This is a genomic window from Haliea sp. (assembly GCF_040221975.1).
Taxonomy (GTDB): Bacteria; Pseudomonadota; Gammaproteobacteria; order Pseudomonadales; family Halieaceae; genus Haliea.
In genome coordinates this window covers 255,342-270,486 of record NZ_JAVJWR010000031.1, presented here as the reverse complement: position 1 = coordinate 270,486, position 15,145 = coordinate 255,342, and the positions used below count along the sequence as shown (strand labels likewise).

Annotated in this window: 16 protein-coding genes; 11 read left to right on the top strand and 5 right to left on the bottom strand. The window is 64.0% G+C overall.

The window, feature by feature from the left end; translation table 11 throughout:
- Positions 1-67: 67 nt before the first annotated feature.
- Genes rsmB through def form a run of 3 tightly spaced genes read right to left on the bottom strand, consistent with a single transcriptional unit; the run spans position 68 to position 2,850 of the window.
- The gene (gene rsmB, locus RLO07_RS14190) at positions 68-1,357 is read right to left on the bottom strand and encodes a 16S rRNA (cytosine(967)-C(5))-methyltransferase RsmB (protein WP_462292787.1); all 1,290 of its coding nucleotides are present in this window, start codon (positions 1,355-1,357) and stop codon (positions 68-70) included.
- On the bottom strand, positions 1,354-2,340 hold the full coding sequence (gene fmt, locus RLO07_RS14185; RefSeq protein ID WP_462292786.1) for a methionyl-tRNA formyltransferase: 987 nt from the start codon (positions 2,338-2,340) through the stop codon (positions 1,354-1,356). The genes rsmB and fmt overlap by 4 nt, the downstream gene beginning before the upstream one ends.
- 3 nt (positions 2,341-2,343) lie before the next feature.
- The gene (gene def, locus RLO07_RS14180) at positions 2,344-2,850 is read right to left on the bottom strand and encodes a peptide deformylase (protein ID WP_462292785.1); all 507 of its coding nucleotides are present in this window, start codon (positions 2,848-2,850) and stop codon (positions 2,344-2,346) included.
- A gap of 216 nt (positions 2,851-3,066) precedes the next feature.
- Here def and RLO07_RS14175 point away from each other — a divergent pair, with 216 nt between their 5' ends.
- The 7 genes from RLO07_RS14175 to aroE all read left to right on the top strand — a co-directional run bounded on the left by RLO07_RS14175 (position 3,067) and on the right by aroE (position 9,209).
- Entirely contained in the window at positions 3,067-4,101 is a 1,035-nt protein-coding gene (locus RLO07_RS14175; protein ID WP_462292784.1) for a LysM peptidoglycan-binding domain-containing protein, read from the top strand.
- 75 nt (positions 4,102-4,176) lie between these two features.
- Complete coding sequence (gene dprA / locus RLO07_RS14170) at positions 4,177-5,292, top strand: DNA-processing protein DprA (RefSeq protein WP_462292783.1); 1,116 nt, start codon at positions 4,177-4,179, stop codon at positions 5,290-5,292.
- Positions 5,293-5,382: 90 nt separating this feature from the next.
- Positions 5,383-6,144, top strand: coding sequence for a hypothetical protein (locus RLO07_RS14165; protein WP_462292782.1), 762 nt, complete (start codon positions 5,383-5,385; stop codon positions 6,142-6,144).
- A gap of 178 nt (positions 6,145-6,322) precedes the next feature.
- Positions 6,323-6,826: a 5-(carboxyamino)imidazole ribonucleotide mutase gene (purE, locus tag RLO07_RS14160; RefSeq protein WP_462292781.1), complete on the top strand. Its 504-nt coding sequence runs from the start codon at positions 6,323-6,325 to the stop codon at positions 6,824-6,826.
- Positions 6,826-7,386, top strand: coding sequence for an L-threonylcarbamoyladenylate synthase type 1 TsaC (gene tsaC, locus RLO07_RS14155; protein WP_462292780.1), 561 nt, complete (start codon positions 6,826-6,828; stop codon positions 7,384-7,386). The genes purE and tsaC overlap by 1 nt, the downstream gene beginning before the upstream one ends.
- Before the next feature lie 78 nt (positions 7,387-7,464).
- Positions 7,465-8,376 (top strand): oxygen-dependent coproporphyrinogen oxidase, encoded by a 912-nt coding sequence (hemF, locus tag RLO07_RS14150; RefSeq protein WP_462292779.1) that lies wholly within the window; start codon positions 7,465-7,467, stop codon positions 8,374-8,376.
- Positions 8,373-9,209 carry a shikimate dehydrogenase gene (gene aroE / locus RLO07_RS14145; RefSeq protein WP_462292778.1) on the top strand — a complete coding sequence of 279 codons (837 nt, stop codon included), beginning with the start codon at positions 8,373-8,375 and terminating at the stop codon, positions 9,207-9,209. The genes hemF and aroE overlap by 4 nt, the downstream gene beginning before the upstream one ends.
- On the opposite strand, the gene RLO07_RS14140 is transcribed toward aroE, so the two are convergent.
- The gene (locus RLO07_RS14140; protein ID WP_462292777.1) at positions 9,206-9,769 is read right to left on the bottom strand and encodes a gamma carbonic anhydrase family protein; all 564 of its coding nucleotides are present in this window, start codon (positions 9,767-9,769) and stop codon (positions 9,206-9,208) included. The two genes, aroE and RLO07_RS14140, sit on opposite strands and share 4 nt — an antisense overlap.
- 61 nt (positions 9,770-9,830) lie before the next feature.
- Here RLO07_RS14140 and RLO07_RS14135 point away from each other — a divergent pair, with 61 nt between their 5' ends.
- Complete coding sequence (locus RLO07_RS14135) at positions 9,831-10,109, top strand: YheV family putative zinc ribbon protein (RefSeq protein WP_462292776.1); 279 nt, start codon at positions 9,831-9,833, stop codon at positions 10,107-10,109.
- 6 nt (positions 10,110-10,115) lie between these two features.
- On the opposite strand, the gene RLO07_RS14130 is transcribed toward RLO07_RS14135, so the two are convergent.
- Complete coding sequence (locus RLO07_RS14130; protein WP_462292775.1) at positions 10,116-11,345, bottom strand: cytochrome P450; 1,230 nt, start codon at positions 11,343-11,345, stop codon at positions 10,116-10,118.
- A gap of 478 nt (positions 11,346-11,823) precedes the next feature.
- On the opposite strand from RLO07_RS14130, the gene coxB reads away from it, so the two are divergent.
- The 3 genes from coxB to RLO07_RS14115 are packed head-to-tail and all read left to right on the top strand — an operon-like array spanning position 11,824 to position 15,127.
- Positions 11,824-12,978, top strand: coding sequence for a cytochrome c oxidase subunit II (coxB, locus tag RLO07_RS14125; protein WP_462292774.1), 1,155 nt, complete (start codon positions 11,824-11,826; stop codon positions 12,976-12,978).
- Between the two features lie 15 nt (positions 12,979-12,993).
- Positions 12,994-14,556, top strand: a complete 1,563-nt coding sequence (ctaD, locus tag RLO07_RS14120) for a cytochrome c oxidase subunit I (protein ID WP_462292773.1) — start codon at positions 12,994-12,996, stop codon at positions 14,554-14,556.
- A 10-nt stretch (positions 14,557-14,566) separates the two neighbouring features.
- Positions 14,567-15,127: a cytochrome c oxidase assembly protein gene (locus RLO07_RS14115; protein ID WP_462292772.1), complete on the top strand. Its 561-nt coding sequence runs from the start codon at positions 14,567-14,569 to the stop codon at positions 15,125-15,127.
- Positions 15,128-15,145 lie beyond the last annotated feature (18 nt).

The following is a 15,145-nucleotide window of genomic DNA, read 5'->3' as shown; positions in this document are numbered from 1 at the left end:
CACCTTAATGAAAAGGTGGGAGGATTGTAAGTGGCGGCTGCCGAAATAGTGCACCGGGCGGCGGGCCTCAGTGGCGCCGTTGCAGGAGGCTGAAAAACAGCCCGTCCGGCCCGTCCCTCACGGGAAGCAATTGCACGCCGTGGCTGCGCGTTGCGCCCGGGATGTCGAGGGTCTGCAGTTCAGCGTCCCCGGTGGCGGCGAGGAAGCGCTGGACCACGGCGCTGTTTTCCGCTTCCAGCACCGAGCAGGTGACGTACAGCAGTGTGCCCCCGGGCTGCAACAGCGGCCAGAGACCCTGCAGAATCCACAGCTGCTGCGCCGCCAGCGCGGCGATGTCATCCGCGCGGCGCAACAGTTTGACGTCCGGGTGACGGCGAATCACACCGCTGGCGGAACAGGGTGCATCCACCAGAATCCGGTCGAATCGCCGCTCCTGCAGGGAGGCCGGCGGCGCGGTGGCATTGCCCTGCAGCACCTCCGCCTGTAGTGACAGCCGCTGCAGGTTGTCGCGGACCCGCTGCAGCCGGGAGGCATCGACATCCATTGCCGTCAGGACGATGGTGGGTTCCAGCTCCAGCAGGTGGCAGGCCTTGCCGCCCGGAGCGGCACAGGCATCCAGCACCCATTCGCCGGCACGGGCGCCCAGCAGGTGTGCCGCCAGTTGCGCGGCTTCATCCTGCACGCTGGCCTGTCCTGCGGCGAAGCCTGGCAATGCCGCCACATCGACAGCCCGCTGCAGGTAAATCGCCTCCGGCGCCAGTTGCCCCGCTGTGGCCGCAATATCAGCGGCCGCCAGTGCCGCCAGATAGTCCTCGCGGCTGCCGATGCGGCGGTTGACCCTGAGCACCATCGGCGGCTGCTCGTTGTTGGCCGCCATGATTGCATCCGCACGCTCCGGCCAGTCGCGCTGCAGGGCCTCAAACAGCCACTGCGGGTGCGCCGCGACCGCGGCAGGAGACAGCTTGCCCGCCAGCTGCTCCCGCTGCCGCAGATAGCTGCGCAGCACCGCGTTGCACAGCCCCTTGGCCCAGATCTTGTGCAATGTCCTGGTGGCGGCGACGGTGGCAGCGACCGCGGCGTGGTCCGGCACCCGGGTTTCCTCCAGCTGGTACAGGCCCAGCAGCAGCAGCGCCTCGATATCGCGGTCGCGATTCTTCAGCGGCTTGCTCAATAACTGCTGTAGCTGCGGTTGCAGTCGCGGATAGTGGCGCAGGGTTCCGTAGCACAGTTGCTGCAGCAGCCCGCGATCACGCTCGGCAACGGTTTCCAGCGCGGCCGGCAATAGCTGGTTCAGGGAGCCACCCTCCAGTACGCCGGCTATCGCGAGGGCCGCCGCCGCCCGCGTATCAGTGGTCATGAGCGGGTTTCCTGCGGTGCCGTGGGCTCAAAGCAGCTGCCGGGAACGAACAGTGCGCTCCGCGCATGGAGGAGTTCCGCGGCCGGCAGGGCCCTGCCGCCGGGCAGCTGCAACTGCCGGATGAGCAGGACGCCCTCGCCGCAGGCGACCCGGATGCCGTCGCGGTCGGCACCGAGTATGGTGCCCGGGCTGGCGCTGGCCGCCGGCGCTGCCGGGATTTCCGCGCTTGCCTCCCAGATTCGCACCCTTTCGCCGCCGAGGATGCCGTAGCAGATCGGGAACGGATTGAAGGCAGCTACCGCCCTGGCCAGTTCCGCTGCACTGCGGCTCCAGTCCAGGGCCGCTTCCGACTTGTCGATCTTGTGGGCGTAGGTGGCACCGGCCTCATCCTGCGCTCTGGCTGCCTCGCGACAGGCGGGGAGGTTGTCGAGTACCTGCAGCAACAGCGGCGGTCCGATTGCGGCGAGCTGGTCGTGCAGCATGGCGGCGCTGGTGCCGGGTGCGATCCGCAGTCTCGCCTCTGCCAGCATGGCACCGGTATCCAGTCCGGCGTCCATCTGCATGATGGTGATGCCGGTCTCGTTGTCCCCGGCCTCGATGGCGCGCTGTATGGGTGCTGCACCGCGCCAGCGTGGCAGCAGCGAGGCATGGACGTTGAGACAGCCCAGGCGGGGCGCGTCCAGCACCGCCTGCGGCAGGATCAGCCCGTAGGCCACCACCACCATGACGTCCGCAGCCCACGCCGCAAGCTCGGCCTGGACTGCGGCAGTGCGCAGGCTGGCCGGCTGCAGTACCGGGACCGCGGCTGCGAGAGCGACCTCCTTGACCGGGCTGGCGTGCAGCTTCTTGCCGCGTCCGGCGGGGCGGTCCGGCTGGGTATAGGCTGCAAGCACCTGATGCCGGCTGGCCAGCAGGGCTTGCAGGTGGGTGGCGGCAAAATCGGGAGTGCCGGCAAAGATCAGGCGTAACGGTTCATTGGCCACCACTCAGGCCTGGCGCCGCTGTTCTTTCTCCAGCTTCCTGCGGATGCGCTGGCGCTTGAGAGGCGACAGGTAGTCCACGAACAGCTTGCCGTCGAGGTGATCGATTTCATGCTGCAGGCAGATCGCCAGCAGCCCCTGCAACTCGCGGGTGAAGGGTTCGCCATTGCGGTCCAGCGCGGTGACGGAGATGCGCTGCGGTCGTTGCACGGTTTCGTAGAATCCCGGTACCGAGAGACAGCCCTCGTCATAGTCGCCCAGGTCGGGATCGAGAACGGTGATTTCGGGATTGATGAACACCAGCGGCTCGCTGTGATCCTCGCTGACGTCTATCACCAGCAGCCGCTGGTGGACGTTGACCTGGGTTGCCGCGAGTCCGATTCCCGGTGCCGCGTACATGGTCTCGAACAGGTCGTCGATGAGCGCTCGGGTGGCGTCCGTCACCGCGTCTACCGGCTTTGCCCGGGTGCGCAGCCGGGGGTCGGGGAATTCAAGAATGTCGAGTACTGCCATGGTGTTAGCTGCCTTCGGAGCTGTGCCGGCCGATGGTAAATTAGTCACATTGGGGCTTGCCACGGGCCTATGCCCACCGCAAACTGTGGCTATTATATATCTGCTGGCAAGGTAGTGCCCAGCGCCGCCAGGATCGGCTGCGCACTTGTCTGCACGGGGAGATCGCTGGCGCGGGTTTGGCGGGCGGATGATAACAGGGGCAGGCTGGACAGAATCATGAGAGCGAAGTCTTTTTCGGTTTACCTGGTATTACTCGGGAGCTTGCTGCTCAGTACCTTGCTGCAGGCCGCGGTGGAACTCAACGAGGACGTGCCGGATACCTACATTGTCAAGAAGGGCGATACGCTCTGGGGCATCTCCGGCATGTACCTGCGCGAGCCCTGGCGCTGGCCGGAACTCTGGGACGTCAATCCGCAGATAGACAATCCCCATCTGATCTATCCGGGCGATGAGCTGTACCTGACCTGGGTCGATGGCCAGCCCCGCCTGCGGGTCCGGCGCGGTCGCGATATCAAGCTCGAGCCCGGCATGCGTGTGACACCCCTGGATCTGGCCATTCCGGTGATACCGCTGGACGAGATCGGTTCCTTCCTCAAGCGGCACCGTATTCTCGCTGCTGAGGAACTGAACAGTTCGGCCTATGTGGTGGCTGGCGACCAGGGCCGCCTGATCGCCGCTCCCGGTGACCGCGTCTTCGGCCGGGGGCCATTCCCGGATGGCGAGCGCAGTTTTGGCATTTTCCGCGCCGGGGATACCTACCACGATCCCGTTACCAATGAATTCCTGGGTTACCAGGCCATGGACATCGGCAACGCGCGGCTCATCAGCAGCAATCGCGATGATGTCACTGAGCTGAACATCACCCGGGTAACCGAGGAGGTGCGGGTTGCGGACCGCCTGCTGCCCGTGCGGGAGCAGGTCCTGGATGCGACGTTCCAGCCCCGGGCGCCGGCAGTCGAGATTACCGATGGCTTCATGATCGCGGTCGACGGCGGGGTCAACCAGATCGGCCAGGGGAATATCGTGGTGCTGAACCGGGGTGAGCGAGATGGCATCGAAGTTGGTCACGTGCTGGCCATCTACCAGGCTGGTGGTCTTGTCTTCGACGAGGTCGCGCGCCAGAACGTGACCCTTCCAGATACCCGCGCCGGCCTGATGATGGTCTTCGAGGTATTTGAGAAAGCCAGCTACGGACTGGTATTGAGGGCCAGCCGCCCACTGAAGGTGCTGGACAAGGTAAAGAACCCCTGACAGGGCTGCGGCGGCCACGGAACGGTCGCTGCCTGCGGGAGAGAAACGGAACAGACATGACGTCAAGGACGATGTATGGATGCCGCTCACGCCCGGCTGTGCCTGTTGTTGCACAGCCTCCCCCGTCTCGACAAGTGCCAGCTGCGGTATTGGCTGCAGCATTTTGGCTCTCCCCAGGCCCTCTGGGAGGCGGACACCGAAGCCCTGGCCGGGACCGCTGCCGACACCGCTGCGCTCGCGGACCTGGCCATTGCTCGCCGCTACGGCCGGCATCCACAGGCGCCACGGGATATCGATCGCCAGCTTGATGCCCTGCTCGCCGTCGGCGGGCGCGTAATCGCCCTGGGGTCGCCCGGCTACCCTCCGCTGCTGGCTGCCATTCACGATCCGCCGCCACTGTTGTTTCAGCGCGGGCGCGGGGAACTGCTGCAGGCGCCCCAGCTCGCCGTCGTCGGCAGTCGCAAGGCCAGCCCGCCCGGCATCCGCTATGCCCGGGAGCTGGCCGCCGCCGCGGCCGGGTCTGGTCTGGCTGTCACCAGCGGCCTGGCATTGGGCATCGACGGCGCCGCGCATCGCGGCGCATTGGACGCGGGTGGTGGCAGCATTGCGGTCATGGCCACCGGTGTCGACACCATCTACCCCCGACGTCACGACGGGCTGGCCCGGCAGCTGCTGGAAAATGGCTGCCTGGTCAGTGAATTTGCCCCCCTGACGCCGGCGCTGCCACAGCACTTCCCCGCCCGCAACCGGATCATCAGCGGCCTGGCGCTGGGAGTGCTGGTGGTGGAGGCGGCTTTACCCAGCGGCTCGCTGATAACCGCGGGCACTGCTCTGGAGCAGGGGCGGGAAGTGTTTGCCGTGCCCTGGTTTCCCGGCCACACCGGGGGCCGCGGCTGCCTGCGCCTGCTGCGGGACGGCGCAGCCATGGTGGAGAGCATCGACGACATCCTGGCGGAGCTTGGTGCCCTGTTTCAGTGCCAACTGGAACTCGCGCCAGCCGCGTCCGCAACCACCGCGGCAGACGCGGCGGGCCAGCCCTGGCTGCTGTCTCTGGTGGGTTATGAGCCGGTGACGGTGGAAGACCTGGTGGCGACTTCGGGCCGGTCCGTGGCCGAAGTGCTGGCAGGGCTGACCGCCCTGGAGCTTGAGCGCAGCGTCGTCCGCCATGGCGGCGGGTACATCCGCTGCTGAGAACCAGATTTGCCTTGTTCATGGCTCGGGTTAGCAGTATATTCCGCAGAAACCATGCTTTTGCATGTAAATCAAGAAAAGAGGTGGGAAATGTTAAATAAACTGGGGAAGGGAGTCTTGTTCGGAGGCGTTGTCCTGTTGGGCGTCACGCTTGAGACCGCGGCGCAGTCCCGGCCCAACCTGATGTTTTGCGGCTCCAGCAGCGCAACCGGTGCTGCTCTCTATTCGGGTATCACGCCACTCACCGAGGTATCCAGTTGTGCGCCTGATGCCAATACTCAGGCGCTGCTGGTTACGCGCTCCGGCACCGTCGCCGGGAACGGGGCTGCGTGGCTGGCGTACCTCAATGCCGGCGGCATTATCATCACTGAACACACGAATCCGGAGGCTGTCTATAACGAGATTTATACCACTGCTTACACGGGTGAGTTTGTTGGTGATTGCCAGGATAACGTGATGCCATCGACCATCCTTAATCCCTCGGACCCCTTCTGGCTGGCGAATCCGCTGGCGCCGGTGGGTCCCACCGAAGACAGCTGCGGTTCCGACCTGCAGGATGTGGTGGACGGTGAAGGCGGCGCGGTGGTGGCGCTCGGGGCCCGCGACGATGGCAGCGTCTCCCTGGCCTACCGCACCCAGGGCAGCGGCGTTCTCTTCCTCTCGGGCGCCGATTGGCAGGATGGCGAAGCGTCGTTTACCGATTCATCGAGGAGCCTGTTCGGCGGTATGATTGTCGCGAGGCTGACTGCTGCTGTCAGTGCGGTTCCGGTTCCCGCGTTGCCCCTGTGGCTGCTGGGTATCATGAGCGGCCTGCTGGCGACCCTGGGACTCAGAAAATTGCGCAAGGCTTAACCGTTGCCCTGACTGCTCCTGAAAGCCCGGCACTTGCCGGGCTTTTTTTGTCCAGTGCCTGCAGGCTGTGGAGCGGGTCCTTCGCAGTGCGTCCCACCGCGCGCCCTTGTCTTGGGCGGGACAAGCCGGTAAATTCCGCTCTCTTCCCGCCAAGCGCCCAGCCCAACAGGAGCCTTTCATGAGCAAACCCTTTGTCGCCATTGTCATGGGTTCGGATTCGGACCTGCCTGTCATGGAAGCCAGCTTTGCCGTGCTGCGTTCCTTTGGCATTCCTTTCGAGGCTCGCATCACCTCCGCCCACCGCACGCCCGAAGTGACCAAGGCTTTCATCCAGGATGCCGAGGCGCGCGGCTGTGCGGTGTTTATCGCCGCGGCGGGCATGGCCGCCCACCTGGCGGGGGCGGTATCCGCCACTACCGTGAAGCCGGTTATCGGGGTGCCGATGAATGCGTCCCTGGACGGGCTCGACGCACTCCTGTCGACAGTGCAGATGCCGGCCGGGATCCCGGTGGCCTCGGTCGCCATCGGCAAGGCGGGCGCCAAGAATGCCGCCTATCTGGCGGCGCAGATACTGGCGGTCGCAGACCCGGATCTCGAGCGCCAGCTGCGGGATGAGCGCGCGGTCAATGCCGAGGCGATCCGGGTCAAGGACGAGGCCCTGCAGGAATCCCTGCGGAGTTGATGTTGCCCTCCGATCTGCAATTGCGTACCGCGGTACGCGCCCTCGCCGAGGGCGGGATGATTGCCTGTCCGACGGAGGCCGTTTGGGGCCTGAGCTGTGACCCCGACAACCCCGACGCCGTGGCGCGCCTGCTGCATCTCAAGCAGCGTCCGGTGGAAAAGGGACTGATCCTGGTGGCTGCGGGTATGGAGCAGATTGCCGGCTTGCTGGAGGGGCTGACGGAGGCCCAGCGCAGCAAACTCGCGCTGTCCTGGCCCGGCCCCTCGACCTGGCTGGTGCCCCACCACGACCGTGTGCCCCCCTGGATCCATGGCGGGCACTCCAAGGTCGCAGTGAGAGTAAGTGCTCACAAAATTGTTGCTGCCCTGTGCCGCGCCTGGGGTGGTCCGCTGGTCTCGACCTCCGCCAACCCGGCCGGTAGCCGCCCCGCTACGGCGCAGTTCCAGGTCCAGCGCTACTTTCGTGGCCAGCTTGATGCGGTGCTGCCGGGGGCGCTGGGAGGCGCCAGCAGACCCACGGTCATTCGCGACCTGCTCACGGACCAGGTGCTGCGGTCCTGAGCTCTCCCCCATGCTGGTGTTCAGCTGCGGTGGCATGCGTATAATGGCGCGCGAACAGCAGCAGTCATCGGAAAGCCCATGCAACCAGAAGCCGTAAAAGCCTACCTGCTCCAGCTCCAGCAGACGATCTGCGACACCCTGGCTGCCGAAGACGGCAGCGGCGAATTCATTGTTGACGACTGGCAGCGGCCGGAGGGTGGTGGTGGCCGCAGCCGGGTACTGGCGGGCGGGGCCGTGTTCGAGAAGGCGGGCGTGAACTTTTCCCATGTCATGGGTGACAATCTGCCGCCATCCGCCACGGCGGCGCGGCCCGAGCTGGCCGGGCGCAGCTACCAGGCGATGGGCGTGTCCCTGGTCATTCACCCGGTCAATCCCTACGTCCCCACCTCCCATGCCAATGTGCGCATGTTTGTGGCCGAGCGGGAAGGCTCGGAACCAGTCTGGTGGTTTGGTGGCGGCTACGATCTCACCCCCTACTACGGTAATCGCGAAGATTGCCGGCACTGGCACCAGGTCGCTGCGGAGGCCTGCGCGCCCTTTGGTGACGAGGTCTATCCCCGCTACAAGCAGTGGTGTGACGAATACTTTCATCTCAAGCACCGCGGCGAGCCCCGGGGGGTCGGGGGCCTGTTCTACGACGACCTCAACGAGGGCGGGTTCGAGCGCTGTTTTGGCTTCATGCGGGCAGTCGGCGATTCCTACCTGCCGGCCTACGTGCCCATTGTCCAGCGTCGCAAGGACCAGCCCTGGGGCGAACGTGAGCGCCAGTTCCAGCTGTACCGGCGCGGCCGCTATGTGGAATTCAACCTGGTGTTCGACCGCGGCACCCTCTTTGGGCTGCAGTCCGGCGGTCGCACCGAGGCTATCCTGATGTCCCTGCCGCCGCTGGTTCGCTGGGAGTACAACTATCAGCCAGAGCCGGGTTCCGCGGAGGCAGAGCTGACCGATTACTATCTCCAGCACCGTGACTGGCTGCAGGTGGATCCATGACTGCGCAGGACAAGTACGCCGTCTTCGGCAACCCGATCAAGCACAGCAAGTCGCCGGCGATTCACGCCGCCTTTGCCGAACAATGTGACCAGCACATTCAGTACCGTGCGGTACGGGTGGAGCAGGGTGACTTCCAGCGTGCCGCGGCCAGTTTCTTTGCCGGTGGTGGCAAGGGCCTGAACGTCACCCTGCCCTTCAAGCAGGACGCCTTTGCCTTTGCCGATACCGTGAGCGACCGGGCACGTCGCGCCGGTGCGGTGAACACGCTCACTGCCTGCGCCGACGGCAGCATAGCGGGCGATACTACCGACGGTATCGGCCTGGTGCGGGACATGGTCGCCAATCTCGGCTGGCAGTTGCAGGGCCGCCGGATCGCGCTGCTGGGGGCCGGTGGTGCCGTTCGGGGTGTGCTGGAGCCGCTGCTGCGGGAGCACCCGAAGTCTGTTGTGATCGTCAACCGCACCGCCGCCAGGGCCGCGGAGCTGGCGGAGCTGTTCGCCGATCTCGGCGCTGTCCAGGGCGGCGGCTATGAGCTGCTGGAAGAGCTCGAAGTGGACCTGCTGATCAACGCCACCAGCGCCGGTCTGCAGGGAGAAATGCCGGCGCTTCCCGACACCCTGTTGACCGTCCGCAGCTGCTGCTACGACATGTTGTACGGGCCGGAACCCACCCTGTTCATGCGCTGGGCAGCGCAGAACGCGGCCTGGGCGGTGGCGGACGGTCTTGGCATGCTGGTGGAGCAGGCGGCGGAGTCGTTCTACCGCTGGCGCCAGGTCCGCCCCGCGACCCGGCCGGTGATCAACCAGATGCGCAACGCAATGGCGGCCGCCTAGTACCCCGTCTCCAGTTCCGCCAGATGGCGCTCTTTCAGGCGCACATAGTTGTCTGCGCTGTAGCTGAAGTAGTCGCGCTCTGCTGCGGTCAGCGGGCGCATTTCCCGGGCCGGGCTGCCTGCGTAAAGGAAGCCACTGCGCAGCGTTTTCCCGGGTGTTACCAGGGCGCAGGCTCCGATCACGACCTCGTCTTCCACCACCGCACCGTCCATGATGGTGGCTCCCATGCCCACCAGGACCCGGCTGCCAATGGTGCAGCCGTGCAGGGTGGCGTTGTGGCCGACGGTGACCTCCGCCCCGATCAGCAGCGGCCATCCCTGCGGATTGTAGGGTCCGGCGTGAGTGATATGCAGTACGCTGCCGTCCTGGACGCTGGTGCGGGCGCCGATGCGGATGCGGTGCATGTCACCGCGGATCACGGCCTGCGGCCAGACCGAGGCATCATCTCCCAGTTCGACGTCACCCAGCACCACTGCACTGGGATCTACCAGTACCCGCTGCCCGAACACGGGGCGGTGGCCGGCAAAACTGCGAACGCTGGTTGCGGTGTAATGCTGCATTCGGGGCTCCCTCTCTGATCCTGCTACAATAGCGGCCTCAACCCCAACTGGCCAGTAGCCGATGGTTCCGGAAGACAACAGCCCGAAATCGCCGCCGCCCAGGCGCTTTATTGCCGGTGCGGTCTGTCCCCGCTGCAGCGCGATGGATACCATCGTGGTGGACCGCGAGACCGATCTGCGCGAGTGCGTGGCCTGTGGTTTCAGTGACCCGCGCCCGAAGGACAACCGGGCCCCCGCTGCAGAGCCCGTGACCCGGGTCAGTCGACCGGCCGCCCGCCGGGTGGAAACAGCGGCCGACGTCGTGCGTATCCTGGAGCCGTCGCCCAAACGCGAAGACTGAGGGCCATCAGTCTCCGCGACGGGTAAACGCCAGCGGCATGCGCTTGAACCCATCCATGAAGTTGGAGCGAAAGTGCGTCGGCTCTGCCAGCAGGCGCAGGTGGTCCATGCGCGTGAGGATTTCACGGGTCATCATTTCCAGGTTCATGCGCGCCTGGTGCTGGCCGGGGCAGACGTGCACGCCAAAGCCAAATGTGCGCATCTGGCGCCGGGTTTGTGCCGGGTCGCGGGTAATATCGAAGCTGTCGGGGTTGTCGAACAACGCGGGGTCGCGGTTTACCGAGGCCAAGAGGCATACCACCTTGTCGCCCCGCTTGATCTGCTCCCCGGCGAGTTCCACATCGCACATGGCGGTGCGGCGGGTGTAGACCACGGTATTGCGGTAGCGCAGTATCTCCTCCACGGCGGCCGGCACAAGATCGGGGTCGGCTCGCAGCAGTTCCAGTTGCCGGGGGTGGCGAATCAGCTCGTAGAGCAGCCAGGACAGGGTGTTGCGCGTGGTTTCGGTGCCGCCGATCATCAGGCCCTGGAAGATGACCCCGTACTCCTCGTCGCTGAGCCGGCGCCCGTCAATTTCGGCGTTGAGCAGTTCGTTGGTCATGTCTTCCGCGGGCTGCCGGCGCCGCTTGCTGGCGAACCCGGCAGCCCAGCCGACCATCTGCGCCGATGCCTCCCAGCCCTCGTCGCGACTGCCGGCATAGTCGGGATCGTTGGCCAGGGTTACCGTGTTGATGGTCGGTACCAGGTAGGCGTAGTCCTGCTCGGGCACGCCGAGCAGGGTGAACATCACGTGGACCGGCAGGTGCATGGCGACGTCGCTGACAAATTCGCACTCACCGCGGTCGATGATGGCGTCGATGATGGCCGTGACCTTTGCCTGCATCATCTCGCGGCGTGCTTCCAGGACCCCGGGGCGGAACGCGTAGTCCACCAGCGCCCGCCGCGAGCGGTGCTCCGGCGGGTCGAGGAAGGTCATGGCCTGGCGCTGGAGTGCCAGCAGTTCCGGCGGGAAATCTTCCAGCAACGGCCCCTGGCTGCTGGAAAACGTGGCGGGGTCGCGCAGGACTGCGTCGATATCCGGCTTGTGCAGCACCAGCCAGTGACCACCAGCGGCGAATTCATCCGCCTGCCAGACGATCCGGTGCCCGGCGCGCAGCTCGGCGATGGCTTCGCGCGGGGTACCGTGGTTGAAGTTGTCGAGGTGCAGCAAACTGCTGCTGAAAGGGCAAGTCGTCACGTTATCGTTCTGCCTGTCAACGGGTTTGCGGAAGCGCTGAGACTAGCACAGTCGCAGCGGTCAGGGACCTGTTGCAGCCGGCAAAAGCGCCGGCCGGACTGGATCCCGGGCTGGACAAATCGCCACATTTTGTGGTTATCCCGGGACCCGTCAACCATATGTAGCGCTTTGGGGATCACTGCTGCCCCCGGTTGTTGCCGCATTGTCAAACCCCCACTAAATCAGAGAGTTAGTATTTTTTGCTGGCAAGTTTCGCTATAATCGCCGCGCTCCAGACTGCGGCAGTTGGTCGCAGTCGGGCAGAAACGGCTGAAACGAGCAAAAACCTCTTTATTCTCCCTTCCCCAGACGAAGGGCCACGGCCCGGGTCGATCATGCCCGCGGCCATGCGGAAGTCGCAGACGAGTTTGCGGTGATAAATGGCGGTGGTGCAGTCTCGGTTGGGGGGAAGTCTGTGATTACGAGGGAGACACGGGAAATGTTGTTGAAAGCGAACAGGCTGTTCAAGCTGGCGCTTGGTCCTGTGCTGATGCTGCTGAGCCTGGCGAGTGCCGGTGCTTTGGCTGCGGGCAGCAAGGTAAACCAGGTAAACATGTCGCCGGGGGCCACGGAGGTTGGCCAGAGAATCTACGACCTGCACATGCTGATCTTCTGGATCTGCGTCATCATCGGCGCGCTGGTGTTCGCGGTCATGTTCTACTCCATCTATTACCATCGCAAATCCCGCGGCGTCACCCCGGCGACGTTTCACGAAAGCACCAAGGTGGAAATAGCCTGGACTGTGGTGCCGTTCCTGATCCTGATCGGCATGGCCGTGCCCGCCACCTCCACCCTGCTCGAAATCTATGATTTCGATGACGCCGAGATGGACATCCTGGTGACCGGCTATCAGTGGAAGTGGAAATACGAATACCTGAATGAAGACGGCGAAAACGTGGCCTTCTTCAGCAATCTGCGTACGCCGCAGAGTGAAATCTACAACACCGAGTCCAAGGGCGAGCACTACCTGCTGGAAGTGGATGAGCCGGTTGTCATTCCGGTGGATACCAAGGTTCGTTTCCTGGTCACTGCCAACGACGTGATCCATTCCTGGTGGGTTCCCGAACTGGCCGTGAAGAAAGACGCGATCCCTGGCTTTATCAACGAAACCTGGACCAAGGTCACTACCGAGGGCATCTACCGCGGTCAGTGCGCAGAGCTCTGCGGCAAGGACCACGGCTTCATGCCGGTGGTGGTAAACGTTGTCAGCAAGGACGAGTACGCCGACTGGATGGAAGGCAAAAAAGCCGAAGCCGCGGAAGTCCGCGAGCTGATGGCCCAGACCTTTACCATGGATGAGCTGATGTCTCGCGGCAAGGCTGTTTATGAGCGTAATTGCCTGGCCTGCCACGGCGCCAACGGTGAGGGCGGCGTCGGTACTGCGATCGCCGGTAGCGCAATTGCCACGGGCGAAGTCAGCGGTCACCTGGAAATCGGCATCAACGGCGTGCCCGGCTCTGCCATGCAGGCCTTTGGCGGTCAGATCAATGATGTGGACATGGCGGCGGTGATTACCTATCAGCGCAATGCTTTTGGCAACAACATGGGCGATATGATCCAGCCCATTGATGTCTACAACCACAAACGGGGCTAATTGGAGGAGTTAACGATGGGCGCTCATCATCACGGTCCCGCCAAGGGCCTCAGCCGGTGGCTGTTCACCACCAACCACAAAGACATCGGAACCATGTACCTGTGGTTCTCCTTTGCCATGTTCATTCTCGGCGGCTCGTTCGCCATGATCATTCGCGCCGAGCTGTTCCAGCCTGGCATGCAGCTGGTCGATCCTGCATTCTTCAACCAGATGACCACGCTGCACGGCCTGGTGATGGTCTTTGGTGCCATCATGCCGTCGTTCGTGGGCCTGGCCAACTGGATGATCCCGATGATGATCGGGGCGCCGGACATGGCCCTGCCACGGATGAACAACTGGAGCTTCTGGATTCTGCCGCCGGCATTCCTGATCCTCGCGTCCACCCTGTTCATGGAAGGTGGCGCTCCGGCATTTGGCTGGACCTTCTACGCGCCACTGTCGACGACCTACGCGCCGCCGTCGGTGACCTACTTCATCTTCTCCATTCACGTGCTGGGCCTGTCTTCGATCATGGGCTCGATCAATATCATCGCCACGGTGATGAACATGCGCGCCCCCGGCATGACCTACATGAAGATGCCGCTGTTCGTCTGGACCTGGCTGATCACCGCCTTCCTGCTGGTGGCGGTAATGCCGGTCCTGGCTGGTGCCGTGACCATGATGTTGATGGATATCCACTTTGGCACCAGCTTCTTCTCCGCGGCGGGCGGTGGTGATCCGGTACTGTTCCAGCATATCTTCTGGTTCTTCGGTCACCCAGAGGTCTATATCATCATCCTCCCGGCCTTCGGCGTGGTGTCCCAGATCATCCCGACGTTTGCCCGCAAGCCGCTGTTTGGCTATGACTCAATGGTCTACGCGACCGCGTCGATTGCCTTTCTGTCCTTTGTCGTGTGGGCGCACCACATGTACACGGTGGGCATGCCGGTCGCAGGCGAACTGTTCTTCATGTACGCGACCATGCTGATTGCCGTGCCCACCGGGGTGAAGGTATTCAACTGGGTCACCACCATGTGGCGCGGTGCCATGACCTTCGAAACCCCGATGCTGTTCTGCATGGGCTTCCTGGTCCTGTTCACCATCGGCGGTTTCACCGGCCTGATGCTGTCCATTGCCCCGGCCGACTTTCAGTACCATGACAGTTACTTCGTGGTCGCCCACTTCCACTATGTGATGGTGGCCGGTGCGGTGTTCTCCATGAGTGCCGCCGTGTACTACTGGCTGCCGAAGTGGACTGGCCGGATGTACAACGAGACCATGGGCAAGACCCACTTCTGGATCTCGTTCATCGGTTTCAACATCACCTTCTTCCCGCAGCACTTCGTCGGCCTGGCGGGCATGCCGCGCCGCATTCCCGACTATGCGCTGCAGTTTGCCGATTTCAACATGTTGTCCAGCATCGGCGCCTTCATCTACGGCGCGTCGCAGATCCTGTTCCTGTACAACGTGATTGCAACGATCGTGGCCGGCAAGCCCACCAGTGAAGAAAAGACCTGGGATGGTGCTGAAGGCCTGGAGTGGACGGTCGCCACACCGGCGCCCTATCACACCTTTGAGACGCCACCGCAGGTCAAGTGAGGTTGGTACCATGTTGAGAGTCAGCAGCAATCCGGTCCTGGACACTGTCGTCAAGCTGGTAGCGACGGCAGTCGCCATGTTCGCTTTCGTCTTCGTGGTGATGGTGCCGTTGTACGATGTGCTCTGTGACGCCCTCGGCATCAACGGCAAGACCAGCGGCCAGGCCTATACCGCGGTGCAGGCCGGGGTGGACGAATCGCGCTCGATCACGATCCAGTTTGTCGCCACCAACAATGAGGGTATGCCCTGGGAGTTTGGCCCGTCCGTGACCCGCATGGTGGTGCATCCGGGTGCCAGCAACGACACCGTGTTCCATGCCCGGAACCCGCTGCCGCGGCCGATGGTAGCGCAGGCGATCCCCAGCGTATCCCCGTCCCGTGCGGCGGCGTACTTCCACAAGACCGAGTGCTTTTGTTTCAACCAGCAGCCGCTGGACGCTGAAACTGCCACGGAAATGCCGCTGCAGTTCATTGTCGACCGGGACCTGCCCGCGGACATCAAGACGATCACCCTGTCCTACACGATGTTCGACGTAACAGACATGGTGAGCGGCTCTATTGCCGCTCGCTGACGCCCGGCCCGGGGGGGC

What these genes read in the sequence shown, in the direction of transcription:
- rsmB (WP_462292787.1), bottom strand. Translation starts at nt 1,357, where the DNA reads ATGACCACTGATACGCGGGCGGCGGCGGCCCTCGCGATAGCCGGCGTA.
- def (WP_462292785.1), bottom strand. Translation starts at nt 2,850, where the DNA reads ATGGCAGTACTCGACATTCTTGAATTCCCCGACCCCCGGCTGCGCACC.
- coxB (WP_462292774.1), top strand. Translation starts at nt 11,824, where the DNA reads ATGTTGTTGAAAGCGAACAGGCTGTTCAAGCTGGCGCTTGGTCCTGTG.
- RLO07_RS14115 (WP_462292772.1), top strand. Translation starts at nt 14,567, where the DNA reads ATGTTGAGAGTCAGCAGCAATCCGGTCCTGGACACTGTCGTCAAGCTG.
- purE (WP_462292781.1), top strand. Translation starts at nt 6,323, where the DNA reads ATGAGCAAACCCTTTGTCGCCATTGTCATGGGTTCGGATTCGGACCTG.
- ctaD (WP_462292773.1), top strand. Translation starts at nt 12,994, where the DNA reads ATGGGCGCTCATCATCACGGTCCCGCCAAGGGCCTCAGCCGGTGGCTG.
- aroE (WP_462292778.1), top strand. Translation starts at nt 8,373, where the DNA reads ATGACTGCGCAGGACAAGTACGCCGTCTTCGGCAACCCGATCAAGCAC.
- hemF (WP_462292779.1), top strand. Translation starts at nt 7,465, where the DNA reads ATGCAACCAGAAGCCGTAAAAGCCTACCTGCTCCAGCTCCAGCAGACG.
- RLO07_RS14140 (WP_462292777.1), bottom strand. Translation starts at nt 9,769, where the DNA reads ATGCAGCATTACACCGCAACCAGCGTTCGCAGTTTTGCCGGCCACCGC.
- RLO07_RS14165 (WP_462292782.1), top strand. Translation starts at nt 5,383, where the DNA reads ATGTTAAATAAACTGGGGAAGGGAGTCTTGTTCGGAGGCGTTGTCCTG.
- RLO07_RS14135 (WP_462292776.1), top strand. Translation starts at nt 9,831, where the DNA reads ATGGTTCCGGAAGACAACAGCCCGAAATCGCCGCCGCCCAGGCGCTTT.
- dprA (WP_462292783.1), top strand. Translation starts at nt 4,177, where the DNA reads ATGGATGCCGCTCACGCCCGGCTGTGCCTGTTGTTGCACAGCCTCCCC.
- RLO07_RS14175 (WP_462292784.1), top strand. Translation starts at nt 3,067, where the DNA reads ATGAGAGCGAAGTCTTTTTCGGTTTACCTGGTATTACTCGGGAGCTTG.
- tsaC (WP_462292780.1), top strand. Translation starts at nt 6,826, where the DNA reads ATGTTGCCCTCCGATCTGCAATTGCGTACCGCGGTACGCGCCCTCGCC.